The sequence below is a fragment of the Polaribacter sp. Z014 genome (assembly GCF_023555435.1).
GTDB lineage: Bacteria > Bacteroidota > Bacteroidia > Flavobacteriales > Flavobacteriaceae > Polaribacter.
Window position 1 is genome coordinate 201,728 of sequence record NZ_JALCZP010000005.1, and the last position, 21,537, is coordinate 223,264.

The 21,537-nt window shown below is 28.6% G+C and carries 17 protein-coding genes; 13 read left to right on the forward strand and 4 right to left on the reverse strand.

Features of this window, described 5'->3' with window-relative positions:
• Positions 1–105 precede the first annotated feature (105 nt).
• The 9 genes from MPF19_RS09140 (at position 106) to MPF19_RS09180 (ending at position 8,978) form a co-directional block, all read left to right on the forward strand.
• Positions 106–774: a bifunctional 4-hydroxy-2-oxoglutarate aldolase/2-dehydro-3-deoxy-phosphogluconate aldolase gene (locus MPF19_RS09140; RefSeq protein WP_203392186.1), complete on the forward strand. Its 669-nt coding sequence runs from the start codon at positions 106–108 to the stop codon at positions 772–774.
• Positions 775–958: 184 nt separating this feature from the next.
• Positions 959–1,372, forward strand: coding sequence for a response regulator (locus MPF19_RS09145; protein ID WP_203392187.1), 414 nt, complete (start codon positions 959–961; stop codon positions 1,370–1,372).
• Position 1,373: 1 nt separating this feature from the next.
• Entirely contained in the window at positions 1,374–1,913 is a 540-nt protein-coding gene (locus MPF19_RS09150) for a heme NO-binding domain-containing protein (protein ID WP_203392188.1), read from the forward strand.
• Between the two features lie 81 nt (positions 1,914–1,994).
• Positions 1,995–3,974 carry a PAS domain-containing sensor histidine kinase gene (locus MPF19_RS09155; RefSeq protein WP_249987900.1) on the forward strand — a complete coding sequence of 660 codons (1,980 nt, stop codon included), beginning with the start codon at positions 1,995–1,997 and terminating at the stop codon, positions 3,972–3,974.
• Positions 3,975–5,120 (forward strand): FIST signal transduction protein, encoded by a 1,146-nt coding sequence (locus MPF19_RS09160; protein ID WP_249987902.1) that lies wholly within the window; start codon positions 3,975–3,977, stop codon positions 5,118–5,120. It abuts the gene before it with no gap.
• Entirely contained in the window at positions 5,120–6,163 is a 1,044-nt protein-coding gene (locus tag MPF19_RS09165; RefSeq protein ID WP_203392191.1) for a sensor histidine kinase, read from the forward strand. The genes MPF19_RS09160 and MPF19_RS09165 overlap by 1 nt, the downstream gene beginning before the upstream one ends.
• A gap of 2 nt (positions 6,164–6,165) precedes the next feature.
• A complete protein-coding gene (locus MPF19_RS09170) occupies positions 6,166–6,483 on the forward strand; it encodes an Hpt domain-containing protein (RefSeq protein ID WP_203392192.1) in 318 nt (105 codons plus the stop codon).
• 5 nt (positions 6,484–6,488) lie between these two features.
• Positions 6,489–7,199, forward strand: a complete 711-nt coding sequence (locus MPF19_RS09175; protein ID WP_249987904.1) for a LytR/AlgR family response regulator transcription factor — start codon at positions 6,489–6,491, stop codon at positions 7,197–7,199.
• A 99-nt stretch (positions 7,200–7,298) separates the two neighbouring features.
• Positions 7,299–8,978, forward strand: coding sequence for a T9SS type A sorting domain-containing protein (locus MPF19_RS09180; RefSeq protein WP_249987905.1), 1,680 nt, complete (start codon positions 7,299–7,301; stop codon positions 8,976–8,978).
• Positions 8,979–9,030: 52 nt separating this feature from the next.
• Here MPF19_RS09180 and MPF19_RS09185 read toward each other — a convergent pair whose 3' ends face one another.
• A complete protein-coding gene (locus tag MPF19_RS09185) occupies positions 9,031–11,109 on the reverse strand; it encodes a tetratricopeptide repeat protein (protein WP_249987907.1) in 2,079 nt (692 codons plus the stop codon).
• Between the two features lie 225 nt (positions 11,110–11,334).
• Between MPF19_RS09185 and MPF19_RS09190 the strand changes: the two genes are divergently transcribed.
• Complete coding sequence (locus MPF19_RS09190; protein ID WP_249987909.1) at positions 11,335–12,603, forward strand: oligosaccharide flippase family protein; 1,269 nt, start codon at positions 11,335–11,337, stop codon at positions 12,601–12,603.
• A gap of 112 nt (positions 12,604–12,715) precedes the next feature.
• Positions 12,716–13,897, forward strand: a complete 1,182-nt coding sequence (locus tag MPF19_RS09195) for a glycosyltransferase (protein WP_249987911.1) — start codon at positions 12,716–12,718, stop codon at positions 13,895–13,897.
• Positions 13,898–13,900: 3 nt separating this feature from the next.
• Here MPF19_RS09195 and MPF19_RS09200 read toward each other — a convergent pair whose 3' ends face one another.
• The 3 genes from MPF19_RS09200 to MPF19_RS09210 are packed head-to-tail and all read right to left on the reverse strand — an operon-like array spanning position 13,901 to position 19,718.
• Positions 13,901–15,418, reverse strand: a complete 1,518-nt coding sequence (locus MPF19_RS09200) for a glycoside hydrolase family 2 TIM barrel-domain containing protein (protein WP_249987913.1) — start codon at positions 15,416–15,418, stop codon at positions 13,901–13,903.
• Complete coding sequence (locus MPF19_RS09205; RefSeq protein ID WP_249987914.1) at positions 15,412–16,629, reverse strand: hypothetical protein; 1,218 nt, start codon at positions 16,627–16,629, stop codon at positions 15,412–15,414. The genes MPF19_RS09200 and MPF19_RS09205 overlap by 7 nt, the downstream gene beginning before the upstream one ends.
• Entirely contained in the window at positions 16,629–19,718 is a 3,090-nt protein-coding gene (locus tag MPF19_RS09210; RefSeq protein ID WP_249987916.1) for a putative glycosyltransferase family protein, read from the reverse strand. Before MPF19_RS09210 ends, MPF19_RS09205 begins: the two co-directional genes overlap by 1 nt.
• Positions 19,719–19,898: 180 nt before the next feature.
• Here MPF19_RS09210 and MPF19_RS09215 point away from each other — a divergent pair, with 180 nt between their 5' ends.
• Together MPF19_RS09215 and MPF19_RS09220 are read left to right on the forward strand one after the other, a co-directional pair.
• Positions 19,899–21,053 carry a response regulator gene (locus tag MPF19_RS09215; RefSeq protein ID WP_249987918.1) on the forward strand — a complete coding sequence of 385 codons (1,155 nt, stop codon included), beginning with the start codon at positions 19,899–19,901 and terminating at the stop codon, positions 21,051–21,053.
• 71 nt (positions 21,054–21,124) lie between these two features.
• The gene (locus tag MPF19_RS09220; protein ID WP_249987919.1) at positions 21,125–21,535 is read left to right on the forward strand and encodes a hypothetical protein; all 411 of its coding nucleotides are present in this window, start codon (positions 21,125–21,127) and stop codon (positions 21,533–21,535) included.
• Positions 21,536–21,537 lie beyond the last annotated feature (2 nt).

Genomic DNA, 21,537 nt, shown 5'->3' on the forward strand with positions numbered 1-21,537 from the left:
GGTTTAATTGCTAAATTGTGTAACTTTAACATTCAAGTACAATTCAACAATTACACGATCAAACAAATACACAAATAAACGATTACACAAATAAACATTAAAAAAATGGCACAATTTTCAAGATTAGAAGTAGCACAAGTAATGAAAGAAACAGGAATGATTCCTTTATTTTTTCATAACGACATAGAATTAAGTAAAAAAGTATTAAAAGCATGTTACGATGGTGGAGCTCGTTTAATGGAGTTTACAGCTCGTGGAGATTTTGCTCACGAAGTTTTTGGTGAGTTAACAAAATATGCTATTGCAGAATTACCAGGTATGATAATGGGTGTAGGTTCTGTAACAGATGCAGGTGCAGCATCATTATACATGGCATTAGGAGCAAACTTTGTTGTAACTCCTGTTTTAAGAGAAGATATTGCAATTGCATGTAACCGTAAAAAAGTTTTATGGTCTCCTGGTTGTGGTACCTTAACAGAAATTACTAGAGCAGAAGAATTAGGATGTGAAATCGTTAAATTATTCCCTGGTGATATTTATGGACCTCAATTTGTAAAAGGAGTTAAAGGGCCTCAACCTTGGACAAGCGTTATGCCAACAGGTGGAGTTTCTCCAACAGAAGAAAATTTAAAAGGTTGGTTTGATGCAGGTGTAACTTGTGTTGGAATGGGATCTAAATTAATTTCTAAAGAAATTATAGCAAATAAAGATTATGCGAAATTAGAAAAAGATGTGAGAGCAGCTTTAGCTATTGTAAAAGCAGTAAGAAAATAGTCTAAACTATTTTATACAAAAAAGCTCCAGCTGAAAAGTTGGAGCTTTTTTTTGTCTTTACAATTTAATATGGTCTATACTTTTTTGCATTTCATCTACACCTAATCCTTTTTGACCAACCATCGATAGATAACTCTAATTAATAATCTTAAATTTGTATAAAATAAACGTAAAACCTCCTAAAATGGCTAAGAATTTAAAAGTATTATTGATTGAAGATAATCTAATTGAAATTATGAAAATGAAAAGAACACTTTCATTGTTAAAATTAGAACACACTATGCAAGAAGCTAAAAATGGTGAAGAAGCATTAGAAATTTTACAAGATAAAAGTAACTTTCCTGATTTAATTTTATTAGATTTAAACATGCCAAAAATGAGTGGTATAGAATTTTTATCAATCTTAAAAAATAATAAAGAGATACAACATATACCTACTGTTATTTTAACCACTTCAGATAATCAAAAAGATCTAGAAGAATGTTATAAAATAGGGGTTTCTGGTTACGTTTTAAAGCCTTTAAAATATGATGATTATGTTAAAAAGATTGAAGCCGTATTATCTTATTGGAGCATAAATGAATTAAAAAAATATTAATATGAAGGGAGTCGTTTTTACAGAGTTTTTAGATTTAGTAGAAGAAAAGTTTGGTTTAGAGATGGTAGATAAAATTATTTCTCAATCTAAATTAGAATCAGAAGGGGTATATACATCAATTGGCACCTATAGTTTTTCTGAAATGCTACAATTGGTTACTAATTTAAGTGGTAATACAGGTATTTCTACAGATGATTTACTTTTAGTTTATGCAGAACACTTTTTCGGATTGATAGAAAGAAGTTACCCAGGTCTTTTGGCAACGTATAAAGACCCTATAGAAATGTTAGCATCTATTGAAAATCATATACATGTAGAAGTTCAAAAAATATATCCAGATGCAGAACTGCCTACATTTATTGTAGAAGAAAAAACGGATAACTCTATAATTATGATTTATAAATCTAGTAGAGCAATGCATCATTTTGGATTAGGCTTAATGAATAAAACTTTTGAGCATTTTAATACTAAAGCATCTATCGTTTTAGAAAAAATTAAAGAAGATGGTACAGAAGTAAGGTTTATTGTTAATAAAATTTAAATAGGTCTATTTTCTACAAAAATTTTTTTTTAAGCAGAAAATAAATTAAATTTATGTGCTATACCGTAAAAGAAGTAAAAAATGACTATTCCCCTAAAAGAAAATCAAGATCAAATAGGAATATTACAACGCGCTCTAAAACGTGAAAAAGCTGCAAGGAAAGCGGCAGAAAAAATCCTTGAAGATAAATCTAGAGAACTATATTCTAAATCTCAAGAATTAGAAGAACTTTTAAATGAGAAATCATCTACACTAGAAGGAGTTTTTAAAAACATTAATGATGCATATTTAGTTATGGATCTGTTTGGTAATGTTTTACAGATGAATGAAATTGCTGTAGACCTTTTTGGGTATGATATAGAAAAAGAAAAGTTTAATTTAACTGATATTGTATACCAAGATGATATTGAATATACCTATAATGCTTTTAAAGATTTATACGAAAAAGGATTTTTTAATAGATATACTTCTAGAGTTTATACCAAAAGTAAAGAAGTAAAATGGCTACAAGTAAATGCAACACTTATTTATAATAAAGAAAATAAAGCTGTTGCTGCACAAGGTATTGTTAGAGATATTACAAAACAAAAAGCTTCCGAAGATTTAATTATTGAATCTGAAAATAGATTAGCTGCACTTGTCTTAAATTTAAATAGTGGTATTATTTTAGAAGATGAAAATAGAAAAATAATATTATCCAATACCAAATTTTGTGAATTATTTAAAATAGATGCGCTACCCAAAGATTTAAAGGGGATGGATTGTAAAATGGCATCAGAGCAAAATAAAGTTTTATTTAAAGAATCATCTACTTTTGTAGAAAGAATGGATGAAATAGTAGCTAATAAAAAACCTGTTTTTGGCGAACAATTAGAAATGATAGACGGTATAATTCTCGAAAGAAATTATACACCTATTTTTATTGGAGATAAATTAAAAGGCTATTTATGGACGTTTAGAGATATTACCCTAGAAAAAAAATACAGTTTAAGCTTAGAAGTAGAAAAAGAGAAATATAGCAGCATAATTGCTAATATGAATTTAGGGCTCGTAGAGATTAATAAGGAGGAGCAAATTTCGATGGTTAATCAAAGTTTTATAGAAATGTCTGGTTATGCTAAAGAAGAGTTAATAGGAAAAGTAGGACGTGATATTTTTACATTTAACGGAGATTTAGATATTATAAATGATCAAAAAGTAAAACGTCTTAATGGAGAGTCTTCTTCTTATGAATTAAAAACTAAAAATAAAAAGGGAGAAATTAAATATTGGTTGGTAAGTGCTGCACCTAATTATAATTTGTTTGGAGAAAATGTGGGGTCAATAGCATTAAATTTAGATATCACTAAATTTAAAAGATTGCAATTTCAAAAGGAACAAATTTTAAAAGAGTTAGAAAAAAGAAATACAGAATTGCATGAGTATGCGCATATTGTTTCGCACGATTTAAAATCTCCGCTAAGAAGTATAGATGCATTAGTTACTTGGATAAAATTAGATAACGAAGGTAAATTTGATGAAATAACACTTCAAAACTTCGATCTGTTAAATACCACATTAGAAACCATGGAAAAATTAATTTCTGATGTTTTAGAATACTCAAGTGCTGGTACTGCTGTTACAGAAGATGAAGATGTAGACTTAAATATTACGTTGTCTAATTTAAAAAAGTTTTTATTTATTCCAGAAAATATATCTGTAAATGTAATTCATAAATTACCAATCGTTAGAGGAGATAAAACCAAGTTTCATCAATTATTTCAAAATTTTATAAGTAATGCTATTAAATTTTGTGATAAAGAAATAGGTCTTGTAGAAATAGATTACACAGACAAAGGAAGCTTTCATCAATTCTCTGTAAAAGATAATGGTATAGGTATAGAAAAAAAATATCATAGTAAAATATTTGAAGTGTTTACTTCGTTAAATAAAAGGGAAGATTCTACAGGAATAGGATTATCTATTGTTAGAAAAATAATTGATTTACACGAAGGAAAAATCTGGTTAGAAAGTGAACCAAACATTGGTACTACTTTTTACTTCACCATAAAAAAGAATTAAATGAAAACTGTACAACTTAAAAAGTATAAAAATACTGATTGGAAATATTTATCAGAAAAAATAGATTTAATAGCACCGTTAGTTCTTGTTTTTGGTAATCGATATTTATTAGAAGAAGAAACTATTCTTGATGAGGTTAGAGACTTATTTAAAGATGGTCATATTGTGTTTGGTTCTGCTTGTGGAGATATTTCATCAGAATCTATAGATGATGAAACCATAACAATTACAGCTATTGAATTCGAAAAAAGTACTTTTGTTATAAAAACAGCAAATATTTTAAACGCAGATCCAAACCACAAAATTGATAGTTTTGCTATAGGTAAAGACTTAATAAGTCAGTTGCCAAAAGAAGGTTTAAAACACGTTTTTGTACTTTCTGAAGGAAGTTTTATAAACGGTAGCCAATTAACGAGAGGAATGAATGCCGCTACAGACAATAACTTGTTAATTACAGGTGCTTTGTGTGGAGATGATGCACGATTTGAAAAAACAATTTCTTCTTACAACGAAAACCCTAAACCAGGAGAAATGGTGGCTATAGGATTGTATGGAGAAACCTTAGAAATTACTTTTTCTATTAATGGCGGTTGGACTCCTTTTGGACCAGAAAGAGTGGTCACCAAATCTAAAGGGAATATTTTATATGAATTAGATAATTTACCGGCTTTAGATTTGTATAAGAAATACTTAGGAGAAAAATCTAAAGAATTGCCAGGAGCAGCATTGTTATATCCTCTAAATGTAAAATCTGAAGATGGTACTAATACAATTGTGCGAAGTATATTAAATATAGACGAAGAAGAGAATTCTATGATTTTAGCGGGTGATATTGTAGAAGATACTAAAGTGCAATTAATGATGACTAATGTAGATAACATTGTAAATGCAGCAGAAAAAGCAGCTGTAAGTGCTTTAGAATTTAGAAAGAAGAAACCAGAATTAGCAATTTTAGTAAGTTGTATTGGTAGAAAATTAGTTTTAGACCAAAGAGTAGAAGAAGAAGTAGAAGAGGTAATAGAAGTTGTTGGTGATACTGCAACGATAACAGGGTTGTATTCTTATGGCGAAATAGCGCCTTTTATTGGAGAAAATAGTTGTCAATTACACAACCAAACCATGACAGTTACATTAATAAGCGAGTAATGAATTCTCTATTAAAAAGACAAATAAGAAAATTTCTTCCCAAAGAATTACAGTCTAACAAAGAATTAGACCAATTCTTAGAGGCTATAGATAAATCTTACAGTATTTCAGAAGAACAGTTTTTAATGTTGCAAAGAGCAACTAAATTCAGTTCAGACGAACTGTATAGTGCTAATGAACAATTAAGAGAAGAGTCTGACTCTCAGAAAAATATAATTTCAAAATTAGAAAGTGTAATCGATAAATTACAGTTTTATGATTTAAAAGATGATCGTCCAATGGAGAATTCAGATTCTTTAAAATTGGTAGATTTTATTGATAATCAGACAAGAGAAATAATACGTATCAATCAACAAAAAGATATCCTTTTAAAGAATTTAGAACATCAAAATCAAGAATTAAAAGAGTACACACAAATGTTTTCTCATGATTTAAGAACTCCTTTACAAAGTGTAGAAGCCTTAACAACTTGGTTACAGGAAGACTATTTAGATCTTATAGATGAAAGTGGAAATGAAAAGCTAGAACTTATTAAAGAAAATGTAGAAAGAATGGATATTATTGTAAAAGGAATTTTACAATATTCATCAATAGGTAATGCTTATAGTGATTTAATAGATATAAGTTTAGCTGCTTTAGTTGATACAATTATACAAGATATTGATAAAAAAGAGAATGTTACTTTTATTATTCCAAAAAAATTGCCAACTATTAAAGGAGATGAATACAGACTTGAAAAGTTATTTTCTCACTTAATAGATAATGCTATAAAATTTAACAATAAAGAAAATATTATAGTTGAAATTGGTTTTAAAGAAGAAGAAGACTTCTGGAATTTCTATATTAAAGATAATGGAATAGGTATTGAAGAAAGATATTTTGATAAAATATTTGTTACATTCCAAAAATTAGAGGACGATTATAGCTCATCTGGAATTGGATTATCGATTGTTAAAAAAGTAATTGAGCTATATAAAGGTGAAATTTCTATAGAATCTACACCAAAAGTAGGTTCTACTTTTTATTTTAGTTTAAAAAAATAACCATGGAGCAACCAAATTTAGAATATATAGAACAATTAGCAAGAGGCGATGATTCTATTAAAGCAGAGTTAATAAAAGTAATTAAAACAGAGTTTCCAGAAGAGAAAAAAGATTACTATAACAGCTTAGAAAATAAAGAGTTTAAAAAAATTGAAGAAAATGTTCATAAACTTAAACATAAAATTAGTATTTTAGGTCTCGAAAAGAGCTACGAAATTGCTAATGAGTTTGAACATAATCTTCGAGAACTAAGTTTAGAGAAGGAAGAAGATTTTGAGAAGATTTTAAAAACAATTACGGCGTATATAGAAACTATATAAGTTTTATGAATTGTATTATTATTGATGATGAAAAAATGGCAAGGGTTATAATTAAAACCTTATGCAATGAAATAGATTCTTTAAACCTTTTAGAAGAGTTTCCAAGTGCCATAGAAGCAATAAAGTATTTGAATGAGAATAAGGTAGACTTAATCTTTTTAGATATTCATATGCCTAATTTTAGTGGTTTAGATTTTATTAAAAGTTTAAAAAACCCACCAAAAATTATTTTAACTACTTCAGATCCTAAATTTGCTATAGAAGCTTTTGAGTATGACTTTATTGTAGATTATTTATTAAAACCGGTAGAGTTACCTCGTTTTAAAAAAGCAATTGATAAAGCTGAAAGAAAAAATTTAGCATCAAATGAAGTAAAAAAAGAAACTTCTAAACCCATAGATATTGAAAACGATTTTTACGTAAACATAGATCGTAGATTGATAAAAATAGATTTACCTAGTATTTATTTAATAGAAGCCAAAGGAGATTATATTAAAATAAAAACAGAAACAAAAGATTATAAAGTACATTCTACTCTTAAGAAAATTGAAGAAAAACTACCAGATTCTCTATTCCTTAAAATACATCGTTCTTATATTATCAATATTAAAAAAATTATAGATATTGAAGACAATAGTGTCTTAATAAAGAAAGACGTTATTCCTGTTAGTAGGTCTAAACGACCAGAATTGATGAAAAGATTAGATTTACTTTAATTATTTATCTAAACAAGCCTTACCATTCATCTATAGTTAAAGTGTAAGTGGCTAAAATTCAATAATTTTACTTTAGTTAGTGCTTATTTTTGTGGTATAATGAAATATATCATAAAAAATTTATTGCTAATTTCTACTTTTATAGTAGCTACAAACTTAAACGCTCAAACAAACAAAGCCGATGGATTTGGTGTTGGAGAAGGCGTAAGGTTTAATAAGAGTCAATTATCTAAAAGTAATATAACAAATGCTTTAATAGATTATTTACCAGAAACAGGAAGTAATCATACAGAAACGGCATTTGTTTTTAAACCTAAAGGACTCTCTGAAAATTTAAATATTAAAGAGACTTTTTCCGTAAGTTATTATCAGGGTAAAAATAAAGTATCTTCTGTTATAGCAACCAAATCGGATGGAGTTGTTTATGATCATTCAAAAATTATTTATGACAGATTAAATAATGATCGTTTAGATAGTATTAGTACTATACTTGTAAAAGAGCATCAAGTAATTAAATCTAAAATAAGTAGTGTTTCTGGTCAAATTACATATACATTACGCTTTTCTATTAGAGTTGATACAAAAGAAAATGAATTATTTAGTTTCTGGAATATAGACCAATACCCAACTGGTAATTATCATAACTATATAATTTTTGGAACATCCTTTTCTCAAGTTTTATCAATAGCAAATTTTATTATAGACAAACATTCATCTAAAGATGGATTAAAAAGTACCTTAGAAACAAGTGTTTTACCAAATGTTTTTGTTAAATCTGGTAGCTATGTTAATGGTATTCTAAACCTAAATATTGTAAATAGAACACAAGAAAAGTCAGTTAATTTTGTTGGTAATATTGCCGAAACAGAATTAACAGCACATATTAAAGCAGCCAATGTTTTTTCACTTTCAGGAAACTATAATGAAGTATTATCTATAGAAACAGGTGTTTTATTTGATATTGGTTTTTATTTAGAAACAACTTCTTCTAAGCAAAAAGATGCTTTATACGTGGCAGATGGACCTTGGGGTTTAGATTATTTGAAAGAGTATGTAACGGTTTCTAATTTTGAAGTAAACTTATCTGAAAGAGAAGAAGATGATGCTATTTATGAAGTGGATAGGAGCGTAAAGGTAATAGGAGAAGTAAAAGGAAATATTAATTTATTTAGACACCTTTTACCTAGAAATGAAAGTTTAAGTGTTGAGGGGTATAATTTTATAAATTTCAATATTAAAAATAATGAACCGGTAGAAGTCGTTATTATGACGAATGAAAATAGAGACTGGGAGCATAGGTTACGATATACGATTCCTGAAAATTCAGCAGAGAAAACATATACCATTTCATTGTTAGATTTTGTAGATGATGCGGGGAAGAAGGTTATGGTTTCAAGTATTAAAACAATAGTATTTTCAGTAATAGGTGATTACACATATTATAAGCCTTTTAGTTTAGATATAAATAAGATAGCATTTACTCTAAACAATAATTTAAATGAGGAAAGTTTTACAAAAGAGCTTAGCGAAAAATTATTAAACTATCCAAATCCTTTTACAAATTCTACAACAATACAGTTACCTAAAGTAGCTAAATATATTCAAATTAATGTATATAATTTAATGGGTAGAATTGTAGATGCTCAGAAAATTAATACAAATTCTTCTTCTTCTAAAAAAGTACAATACAATGCTCTTCAATTAAAAAAAGGAGTTTATAAATACAGGCTTATTGACGATGAAAATAATCAACATTCTGGAACCTTTATCGTCAACTAGTCCCCCAATACAAAGTAGGAATGTTGTTGGGCAAAAGAGAAATCTTTTGCCCTTATTTTTTGTACAAAGGTTTTTTTAAGAAGATCCATTTAAATCGTAACCCAAACTCAGTATACGTAAAACTAGCTGTGGTTGTTGCAGATGCAGCAGTAGAAGCTATATTACTTTGCAAACCATAGATGTTTATTAATGCACGTTCAGAAAATTTATATCCTAATTTAGCCTGAACTCTATAGGTGCTTTGAGAGTCATCATTTTCTATATATTGTAGACCAGTGGCTGCAGTTAAACCATAAAACCATTCTTTTTTCTTAGCGGCAGCTTCATCTTTTATTAGATCAACAAAAATCTCTACGGCATTAAATTTACTAGGACTAAAATAATTATCTTTAGAGTCTTTAAAAGAAATATTTTGATAATTAAGACCTGCTTTTATAGATGGTTTCGCAAAGATATTATAGTAAAGAGACGTAAATAAGAGGTTTCTAACGTTTTCATCACTTTGCCATGTATAATAATACTGCGTAAACCAACCGAGGTTAAAGTTTGTATTTAAACTATAATTTAAAATAAGATTATTTTGTACAATTTCATCATTTAATAACGCGGCATTAAAATTCTGAACATCTCTTTTGTAACCTAAATCTAAACTTTGAAGCTTAAATGGTTTTATATTAACAGAAATATCTGTTAATAATTGAGTGTACTTTTCAGCTTCTGAATCGGAAGACGTAACACCAAAACTACCTTTTAAGGTAACATTATTTAATATTTGATAAGAAACACCTAATAATAAATTATTGGTAGTAGCTTTTAATGAGTCAATTTGATTATTAAGGGTTGTTCTATAATTATAATTGGCTAAAATTTTAAACTTTGTAGAAAAAGGAATTTCCGCTTTTACATCGTAAGCATTTGCTTCGTTATCTCCATTATCATAAGAATAAGAAAATTTGGTTTCTACAAAAGGGGTAAAGCTTAAATCTAATTGTTTTATAAAGTTAGAAGCATCTTTCTGTTTTTCATAAAAAGTAAGTGTGTTTTCTGCACTTTTATAAGCATTGTTATAGTAACCAGAGGCTTTCAGGGCATTTGCTTTTCCAAGATTACCATCAAACGAAGCGCTGTCTTTTTTTAAGATTAAATTATAATCTGCTATACTCTTCTTAAAATCACTTTTATAAATATTAAGAGTAGCTCTTAAAGAAAGCATCCAGTTTTCTGGTTTTTCATTGTTGTCTAATAATTTATCAATTTCAGTTTCGGCAGGTGTATATTTTTTATTCCAAATTAATGCTTGAATATATCTTTCTGTGGTTTGATTTTTTAAGGTTTCAGGGGTGTTTTTATCAATGTTTTTTAGCGCTGTTTTACTTATAGTTAATGCCGTTTTATCATCAGTATCTAGGTGATAAGCTAAAGAAATTCCGTTTAAAGAGGTTAGTTTATCTTCTGGTTTTTTACCTATAATTTCATAAGTGCTTTTCGCTTTTTCTATTTGTTTAGAAATTAAATACAAATTAGCAAGGTTTAGTAATGTTTCCTTATCGTCTTTGAAAGAAGTAAAATTTTCTTTTAAAATTGTTTCTGCTTCCTCATATTTTTGATCCGTTACTTTTTTACTCGCCAATCCTAATCTCATATATTTCTTAGAAACCAATGCATTAGGGTTTCCAGGGAGTACTTCTAAAGCTTTATCTACGTAGATTAAAGCATCTTCAAATTCTTTTAAATTAGATAAAGTATTCGCATAACCTAACAATGCAGGAAAGCTTTTATCATTTTCTTTTAGTAAAGTTTGATAAAAAGATTTTGCATCAGGATAATTTTTATTCCAAAGTAAAGATTCTGCATAATTCAGTTTCACTTCAAAATCTGTGGGATAATCTTTTAGTAAATTTGTAAAAAGTGTTACCGCAGCTGTTGCCTTTCCATTTAAACCAATGGCTCTTCCGTAACAAAGTCTTGCCGTTTTGTTTGTAGGGTATTCTTTTAGGATATCTTTAAAAAAAACTTCAGCTTCTTTGTATTTACCTGTTTCTAAGTAGGTAAAACCTTCTTGCATATCTTGACTAAAGCTTTGTATACTCAAGAAAAGAAAGAAGAAAAGAGTAGAATATATTATTTTCATAGGTTTAAATTTAGCTTTGGCAAGTTAAGCAATAGTAATTAATCTTTTATCGATATAAAAGTGTTTTTCAACGTGAAAAGGAATTATTTTTGAAGAAACTAGGTGATATTTGTTTTTAGTAAGATTTTGGGTTATCTAGAAAATAGTAATAGAATATTGATGATTGTAAAGAAATTTATGATTAATTTGAGAACGTAAAAATAGCTCAATAAAAAGAGGAATAATATGCAAGCAATTATACGATTTGTGAAAAACGGAATTAAACCGGAACAGTTATTTATGTTAAGTGTTCTTCTTGTAAATGGAGGAAACTATTTATACAATTTGGTTTTAGGACGTGTTTTAGGGCCAGAAAAATTTGCAGATGCAGCTATCTTAATTACATTTTTATTGGTATTGTCTTTTGTGGCAATGACTTTTCAATTGGTAACAGCTAAATTTTCTGTACTTTTTGAAGATACTATTTTTACCGGCTTTATTTCTAAAATTTATAAAAATGCTTTATTTACCGGAATCTTTTTAGGAATTGCTATTATTGTTTTTTCAACGCAATTGCAGCATTTCTTTAAAACAACTTCTTCTACAATGTTTGTTATTTTTGGATTTGGAGTTCCGTTTTATTTTTTAATGAGTGTAAATAGAGGCGTTTTTCAAGGAAAACAAGAATTAAAATCTTTATCAATTACGTATCAATCAGAAATGATTAGTCGTTTAATATTAACCTTCGCATTATTATATTTTTTAGATATTGATTCTTCTTTAATTATAGCAATCGGTATTTTTTGTTCTTTTGTTTTTGGATTAATTCCGTTTAAAAGCAGCCATATTTCTTTACTTAAACCTTTTAGTTTAGAGGCAGATAATAAAAAGTTGGTAAAGAACTTCTTTGTTATTACAGCTTTTTACGAGTTAACACAAATCATTATTAACAACAGTGATATTTTATTAGTAAAACATTATTTTGAATCTTATGAGGCTGGTTTATACGCTTCATTAGCACTTATTGGTAGAGTTGTCTATTTTATTGCTTGGATGTTTGTAATGTTACTTTTACCAAAAGTTGTTCAATTAAAAAAAGAAGGCAAAGATACGTTACCAATCTTGTTAAAATACGTTGTTTATATTGGTTTTATTGCTGCTGTAATCGTTATTAGTTGCTTTTTATTTCCTGATGAAATAATTAAAATTTTATTTGGTAGTGAATACTTATCAGTTGCATCATTATTATGGAAATATGCTTCTGCGACAGGAATTTTTGCCATCTCAAATATATTTGCATATTATTATTTGTCGTTAGATAAATATGTGCCTGTTGTACTTTCTGGAATTTTTGGAATGTTACAAATAGTTTTGGTTGTGCTGTATCATGAAACATTAGAGCAAGTTGTTCATGTGCAAATTATAGCAATGGTTTTACTTTTAATAGTGCAACTTAGTTTCTTCTTTTTTAAAGATTCTAAAGCTACAAAAGCCATTAAAGAAACTAAAGAATAATAATATCTAAACCTATTTTCCAATCATCTATATATAATGGTCTTTGAGCCGTTTTAGTATAAAAAATAAAAGTAAAAACCTGAAATTTGAATCATAATTAAAAATTCACAATATGAAATTAGCCCTCGTAACTGCATATCCACCAAGTAAAGTAACTTTAAACGAATACGCATATCACTTAGTAAAAAGTTTTAGGCAAAGTGAAAAAGTAACAGAATTAATTCTTTTAACGGATGAAACTCCAGAAGGAAAAGATATTAATTTTACGGAGAAAGGATGTAAAATTACGGTGAAAGAATGTTGGAAATTTAATAGCTACGGTAATACAAATAATGTTATAAAAGCAATTAATGAAACCAAACCAGATGCTGTTTTATTCAACTTGCAATTTATGAAGTTTGGAGATAAGAAAGTTGTTGCTGCATTAGGGTTAACATTGCCTTTAATTTGTAAAATGAAAGGAATTCCTACCATCGTTTTATTACATAATATTTTAGAACAAGTAGATTTAGATAGTGCTGGATTTACTTCTAATAAATTGGCTCAAAAAATATATAATTTTATTGGTACATCCTTAACCAGATTGATTTTAAAAGCAGATTTAGTTACGGTAACCATGGATAAATATGTTACTACCTTAGAAGATAAATACAAGGTTGATAATGTAAAAATGATTCCTCATGGAACTTTTGAAATTCCTGATAATCCATCACAAAAATTGCCAGAAGGTCCTTTAAAAATTATGGCTTTTGGTAAATTCGGAACCTACAAAAAAGTAGAAGCTATGATTGAAGCTGTAGAAATTGTAAGAAAAGAAACTGGCTTAGATTTAGAAATTGTAATTGCCGGAACAGACAATCCTAACGTACCCGGTTATTTAGAAAATGCTAAAGAAACGTATAAACATGTACCACAACTTACGTTTACTGGGTATGTAGAAGAAAATGAAGTAGAACCGTTGTTTACAGAAAGTGCTGTAGTTGTTTTTCCTTATACGTCTACAACAGGTAGTTCTGGAGTATTACACCAAGCAGGTAGTTATGGTAGAGCAGTAGTAATGCCAAATTTAGGAGATTTAGCCACTTTAATTGAAGATGAAGGATATAGAGGAGAGTTTTTTGAACCAGAAAGTGTAACAAGTTTAGCAAACGCCATTAAAGCGATTGTAACTAATGATGCCTATAGAATTGAATTAGGTGAAGCTAATTATAAAGCTGCAACTGCTTTTCCTATGGAAAGAATTACGAATATGTATTTAGAAGAATTTGATAAAATTATAGCTAAAAAGAAGTAATCATTATTCTTTAGAAATATATTTATAAGATAATTTCTTTGCACCAGAACTGGTGATAAAACCAAATTTTTTCTGAGGGTTTGTTCTCCAAGGAAGACTTCCTAAAACTTCTTTGGGTACAACATCAAAATCATATAAAGTCCATGACATAAAAGGAATTGAGTTTTTTGTCATGATGCTTTGTATTTCTTTATAATAGTTTGCTTGTTTTTCTTCAGAGCCCACAAATGGTCTCCAAAAACCACCATAAGAAGATAAACCAAACTCTTGTAAAACGATTGGTTTGTCTTTTATTTCTTCTTTTAATTTTAGGTATTCACTTTCAAGTTGCTCTATATCTTCATAATAATGAAAAGAGACTACATCTACCTTATCTTTTAAAATAGTGGCGCTTTTTGTATTAGACCAACCAATAGTTACAGGATGTTTTTTATCTATTTTTTTTATTAAGATAATCATAAAATCTAACCAAGCGGTTACATTTACTTCGCCTCTAGAAGCAAAATCTAAGTTCGGTTCATTTTTAACATCCCAGGCTAAAATAGCCGGATGATCTTTAAATGTTTCTACAATTTTTTCGGCATGTCTTTGGTTCAATGTCCAATCTAAAACATCATAATTTCCGTAAAAATCAAACAAAGTAACTACAACTTTTAAGTCTTCTGCGAACGCCGTATCTAAAACTTTTTTTAGTTTTTCTAACTTCTCAAATTTTACATTTGCTTTTCCAAAATCTTCGTAAGGCACAAATATTCTTATAGAATTTAAACCGGCTTTTTTAATAATTCTAAAATCGTTTTTAATAATATTGATGTCAAATGCATCCCCATACATATTCCAAGGAGTCGCTTGCGGATAATAGTTAATCCCTTTTATATTTGTAAAATTTAATGGATTTTTTTGAGAGGTATCCTTAAATTTAGCAGTACTTTCTTTTACCATATGTCTTACCCGCCAAAAACCATCTTCTAGCAATAAAACGTATCTATAAGTGGAGACTTCAGTAGATTCTAAAATTAATTTTTTGTCTTTAAAAATTTTTTTATACTCTAAAGCATTAGAATCTTTTAAAACAATTAATTGCCCATCTTCACTAAAAAACTCGAGATCTAAGTTGTGTTCTAAGGTCGTAGACTCTATAGACGTTTTATGTAATTTATTGTAATCTAATATGTTGTATATGTTTTTTCGAGAGCTTTTAGTAAAATAATCTTCAATTCCTACTCTAGTATTGGTTTTATAGGCAACTTGTTTTACGTACCAAGCGTCTAAATAATCATTCTGAACAGCAATTATTTTTTCTTGACTTATTTTTCTTCCTTTGTTTCCATCATTTTTCCAAGTAACTTTAGGTAGATATTGTTCTACTTGTTTTACCTCTGTGTGCAACATTTTACTTCTGTCTGCACCTGTATTTAAAAAACTGTACAAAGAGCTTACTAAGAATAAAAGAATTCCTATTATAAATAAATAAGTAAGCATTAAAACACCTCTAAGAATTCGTTTGTTCGTTTTTACCATAATTTAAAACTTTTAAATTCTTTTTTAATTCCTGCAGTTTCAATAACAATTTTATACAAATTATTTTCGAAAATATTGGGATCTAAATAAAACGTAGCAAACCCATTTAAAGATTCTTTAAAAAGCTCTTTAGTAAGAGTGTTATTTTTATAAATAGATAATTTTACAGAGAGTCCATCCGGAATTATTTGCTTCATAAAACTTTTTAAGGGTCCTACTTTTATGCTTCTATTATGTGCTGTAAAAGAAACAGTATAATCTTCAATTACTTTTTTGTACTTAATTGTTATGGCGTTACTTTCTGAAATACCTATAAAATATGCTTTCACTTTCCATACTTCTTCAAAATCTGGATGAATAATTTTTGCATGAGCAACACCATTTATTGTAGTACCAGTGGTTTTTAAAATATCTCCCTTTTTATTGGTGATATAAAACTCTATATAACTCCCATCACTTACAATATTTCTGTTTTTGTCTTTTATGATGGACGTGTAAAAGGTTGTAATTTGATTACCATCTGCATATTCATGATTTCTGCTTGCAAAAAGTTTAAAATTGGTAGCAATAGCAGGCATAATATTTACGTCAAATTCTTTAGAATTTAAACCATAAGATTCTGATGAAATAATCATTCTTCCACTTTTTTTAGGAGAAAAGATGTTTTTATAGCCTATTAATTTATCGGTTAAAATAGGTTGAGATTTTTCTGATTTCAAAAATTGATACTTTACATCAACTTTACTATGATCTAAAATAGGGTTGTCTAAACTATCTGTGGGTATTACCACTAACATGGTGTAATCTAAACCACCGGCATCTATACTTGGTGGCCCTACATAGGTTTCTATAGTGGTTGGTTGCTGTTGCGAAAGAATGGATATATTACCAGAAATTTCTTCTGAAGAATTTATAATGCTCCAAGATAATACACCTCTTTTTTTTGACATAAAAGAGGGGATTTTAAACGTGTTTTTTTTGGCTATAACTTTAGGTGTTAAAACGGTAGCTCCATAACTATTAGCACAATATAATTGAATAAGCGAGTCATTTTTTACAAGAAACTCGAGCGTAATTTTATCACCCACAATAAAAGTCTTTTTTGTAGATATTAAAGAAATACCAGAATGCGTCGCAGTTGTTTCTTGTGCAAGAAAAGAAATCACTACGAACTGAAACAGTATCAGAAAAAAAACTTGTTTTAACTTCATTATTTTGGATTACCGATATACATACTTAATTCTATTCTTACATAACTAAAAAGTGGATGTGTTACTTTTTGTAAGTTACCAATGGTTTGATTTTTTATTCTGTTTGGCATTATTTTAAAGGCAATATCTTTATTTGGCAAACCGTTTACAAAACAAAAACTCATGTTATCATTAATGGTTTTTATAACTGGGTTTAGCGGTATTGGATAGTTAAAACGCAGTTTTCTTTCTTGTCGTATTCCTTCTTTTAAAAACAGGTTGTCTACCCAAATCATTTCTTTTTTCTCATTGTAAAATGTAATAATTAATTGAGGAACCGTAATTTCTTGAATTCCACTATTAAATAAAGTTCCGCTAATAACATTAGGTGTAATATTCATTTCACTTAAAACAATGTCTTTAAAAAGATCAGAATTTGTGGTGTTTCCTGCAGCTTGTAAATTAAATTTTGTGGGTTGTTCACTTAATTCTACAGGCGTAAATTCATCTGGATTAAATGTTTTTGGAATAGAATCTTTTGTTTTAGACCACGCAATACCTTCAAAATTAATTCTAAAAGCACTAATTTCTTTCGGCATTAATTTGTGTTTTAAAATGTGTTTTGCATTGTAAGTAGCCAATTCTTTATTATCATCATTATAAAGCGTTCCTTTTAAGACTACGTCTGATGGAACATTGTCTATATTTTGTACTTCACCAATAATAGCATACCGTTTGTTAAATTTTATCAATTTAGCAGATACAATTTCTAAAACAGGTTGTTTTAACACATCTTCATGATGGGTTTGTTCTGTGGTAATTCTTCTTCTTCCTTGGTTAAAATAACCCGTAGAATTCTTAGAGTATAATTGATCTGGCGGTAAATCTATAGATTTTCTTGTAGGTTTTAAATACCATTTTCTGTTTCTTTTAACCGCTGTTTTAAATTCTGTTTTCGATAATTTTTCAAGAGGAGTAATCCATTTTGTTTCTACTTTTAAAGTAGCCATACTATCTGTTTGTTTTATAATTTCTGTAGTAATAGCATCTAATTTTGCATAAGAACTTAATAAACCATCTGTAACCGATATTTCTAATAAATATTGATCACGTGTAAGTTGATCTTCTGGGTCTATATAGGTAAAACTTTTATTCAATTCTTTAAAATCGACAGCGTCATAATACGCTTTTACCACATTTTCTGGAGACCTTTGGGTATCATTTTTAATGTAAAACATATAGCAGGCATACGCAATAACAAGTATTAATATTACTGCCCAAATATGAAGTGCTTTTAAAACAATTCTAGGAAATTTATTATATTCTACTTTAAATTTAAAGTAAACCGGTACCGCTTTTATTTTTGTTTTTAAACTGTTTACAAATAAGGATTGTACATTTAAAATAAAGGCAATAAGCACGGTTAAAAAAGGAATAATTCCCCAAATTATTTTTACCCATGCAGGTACATCTTCTTTTGGTAAAATAGAAGAAATAGGAGGTACGTTTAATTTTTCCCAAACCATAATACCATTTTCTAACTGAGATAAACGCTGCCATCCGCAGAAAAATAATACCGGATCATAAAATTTATCATTCGAAAAAATATATTTTAAATTGTATTTCTCTGGAGTTGTTAAAAACTGTTGCAAAGAACCAATACCAGCAACTCCTTTAAATTTAGAATTTTCTAAGCGCTCTATGGGTCTTGTGGTTAATTCTGGTAATCGTCTTGCAGAGTGGTAATTACCATCTACACTCAAAGCATTTGTTTGTGCAGCTAACCATGCCATTTGATCTCCAAAACCTAACGTTAAATACCGCCATTGATCATGAGAATCTTGACTCAAAAAATTAACAATAGGCAACATTTTTATTTTTTGAGGTTGTGACGGTCTAAAGTATCCTAAGCTCATAGTAAAAATGACCATAGAAACATAAGCGCCTGCTAAAAGGCCTCCTATTAATCTATGATAAACGGCGCCAAACCGATCTTGTATTAACGTTTTTAAATCACCTTCTACAAACCTATAAATAAATTCGCCAAAAATAGGAATAGACATAATGGTAGCCCAAAGTGTAAATCTATCTAGCGTTAAAATATTAAAGGCATTTTCACCTAAAAGTATTTTGGGTATTGGGGTTGTTCCTCCTGTACCTAAAATAACCAACATGGTAAAAGAGATACCAAAACAGATATATCTTTTACTAAAATATCTATAGAATAAATAAGGAAGCACAAACAATAAAAGTCCCCATGGAATTGTAAAAAATACCAAACCAGATGAGGTTACTTCTATAAAACTATCTCTAGAACCATGCGGAATTGGTACTTGAGTAATTGGATTTAATTTAGAGTTCATCCAATATGGGAAAATGCAAAATATAATAAGTAGTAAAGCAGAAAAACCAAATGTTAAGTTTCGTTTTAATTGTTTCATAAACGTTTTTAGAAACAATAAGAATGTAACATCTTTATAAGAACCTGCTTCTTCTTTAGCTACATCCATAATTACAGTACCAATTAGAGGAAAAATAAAAAATAACATTCCAAAAATGGGGGTAACATGATGAGAGGTTACGGTAACGGCAATTAAAGAAAGCGATGTAAAGAAAAATTTATATTTACCTGTTTTAAGCCATAAATAAATTTCTGGTAAGGAATGCATTAAAACGGAAACTCCAATAATACTGGGCAATTGCCCAAAAATATGTAAGGTTTCTACAAAAGAGGAAGAAAATACGGCTAAAATAGCCGCATAACCAGCAACAGTTCTATTTGCTGTTATTAGTAAAGAATATCTATAAGCCCCCGTAACAAAGAGTAAAATAGCAATTAGGGCAACCGTAAACATTCCAAATTTTAGCCCTCCTATTAAAGATAATGCGCCAATTGTTTGATGTACTAAAGGCGGATAACTTTGTACCGTAAAACCAGTGTACCACTTATAGTTCCAAGGTTCAAACCAATGATGTGCATAATGATCTGCAAAAAACAAATGAATTAAAGCATCATAAGTAGTTTCTAGTGTAAAGAAAATAGTAGATCCATGAAAAAGTACTGCCAAAAGAATTGCAGTAATTAAGTATTTATTAGATTTTTCTTTCATTAACAGAAGTCGGGCTTATAATGATGTAAAGATAAATATTTTTAAGGATAATTTTTTATATTAGTCTAAAGTAAACTACCTTTCAACTGAGTTAAACTACCTTTAATAACTAATTTAAAAGTAAGGTAATAAAACTAAAGTATTTTTGCAGTGTAATTAATTAATAAAAAAACCCCAGACATGAAAATATTAGCAATAGATGATCAGAAATTAGTTTTAATTCCATTAGAAGTTAGATTAAAAGAAATGGGGTATGAAGTAATTACAGAAACTGATGGTGTAAAAGGAATTGAATTATTTAATTCTTTTCAGCCAGATTTAGTTATTGTTGATATTAATATGCCTACCATTTCTGGGTTAGAAGTTGTAAGACATATTAGAGAAGTAAAAAAATCTGACACCCCAATTATGATTTTATCTGGTAATACAGATGATGAAATGATTACCAAAGGTTTTGAGCTAGGAGTAAATGATTACATGAAAAAGCCATTAAGTTTAACAGAGGTTGGCTTAAGAACAAAAAGATTAATTGGTGCTCCAGAAAATATGGATAGCACAAAAAAATACTCAAACACCATTATTCAAGAAAGATGTGTAGGTGTTGTAATTCCTTGTTATAACGAAGAAGAAAGATTGTTAAGTAAAGAGTTTACAGATTATATAGATAAAAACTCTGGCTATCATTTGTGTTTTGTAAACGATGGAAGTAAAGACAAAACATTAGAAGTTTTAAATACACTAAGAAAAGGTAGAGAAGATTTTATTACCGTGTACGATTGTGAAAAAAATGGAGGTAAAGCAGAAGCGGTAAGACAAGGAATGTTATACATGGCTAAACAAGAAGATTTAGACTTTATAGGATTTTTAGATGCCGATTTATCTACAGATTTAGCCGATTTTGACGATTTAGTTACCACTATTGAAGGGAATGCAAAGTATAAAATAGTAAGTGGTTCTAGAATTAGTAGAATGGGGGCGAATATTACTAAAGAATCTGCAAGGAAAATTATTAGTATGACGATTAATTTTATCATCAGAAAAATACTTTCTATGGACTTTAAGGATACACAATGTGGAGCAAAAATATTTCATAAAGATGTTATTGATATTTCTTTTGGTGATAAATTTGTAACACAATGGATTTTTGATGTTGAAATTTTTAGAAGAATAACACTTCATTATGGATTGGATAAAGCAAAAGAAATGTTATGTGAGCAACCCTTAAAAAGATGGATTCATGCAGATGGTTCTAAACTATCTATGAAAGATTCTGTAAAAATAGTGGGGCAATTAGGTCAAATAGCTTGGTTTTATAGAAAAGGAAAGAAAAAATAGTTTGTTAAAAATAAAGGAACTGTTGGTCTAAAATGCATTAACAGTGCTTAAAATTATTAAAAAAAGGAAATATGAAGAAAGGGATCATCGTTGTTTTTGGTAAGAGCGATATGGATGTTTTAGAAAATTTCTATTTAAAATCATTCTTTAATAAACAATATAAAATATGTCTTGTAAATAATGGCAATGATAATAAAATATTAAAATTTCTTTTTAAGTTAAAAGAATCTTCTAAATTTGATATTTCTATTTTAAATTTACGAAAAGAAAAGACATCCATGTCTGCAGTAAAAGCGGGTGTACGATTTTTGTCTAAAACAGAAGATATTAATTTGATTGTTCACACATCACCAAAAAATATTTTCAACAAAACGCTAATGAAGAAAATGAGGAAGATATCTGCGGAAGATTTGGTTCATAAAATAGATGAAAGAGTACTATTAAGAAAAGTCTATGATCTTAAAGAATTAATAAACGGCTAATA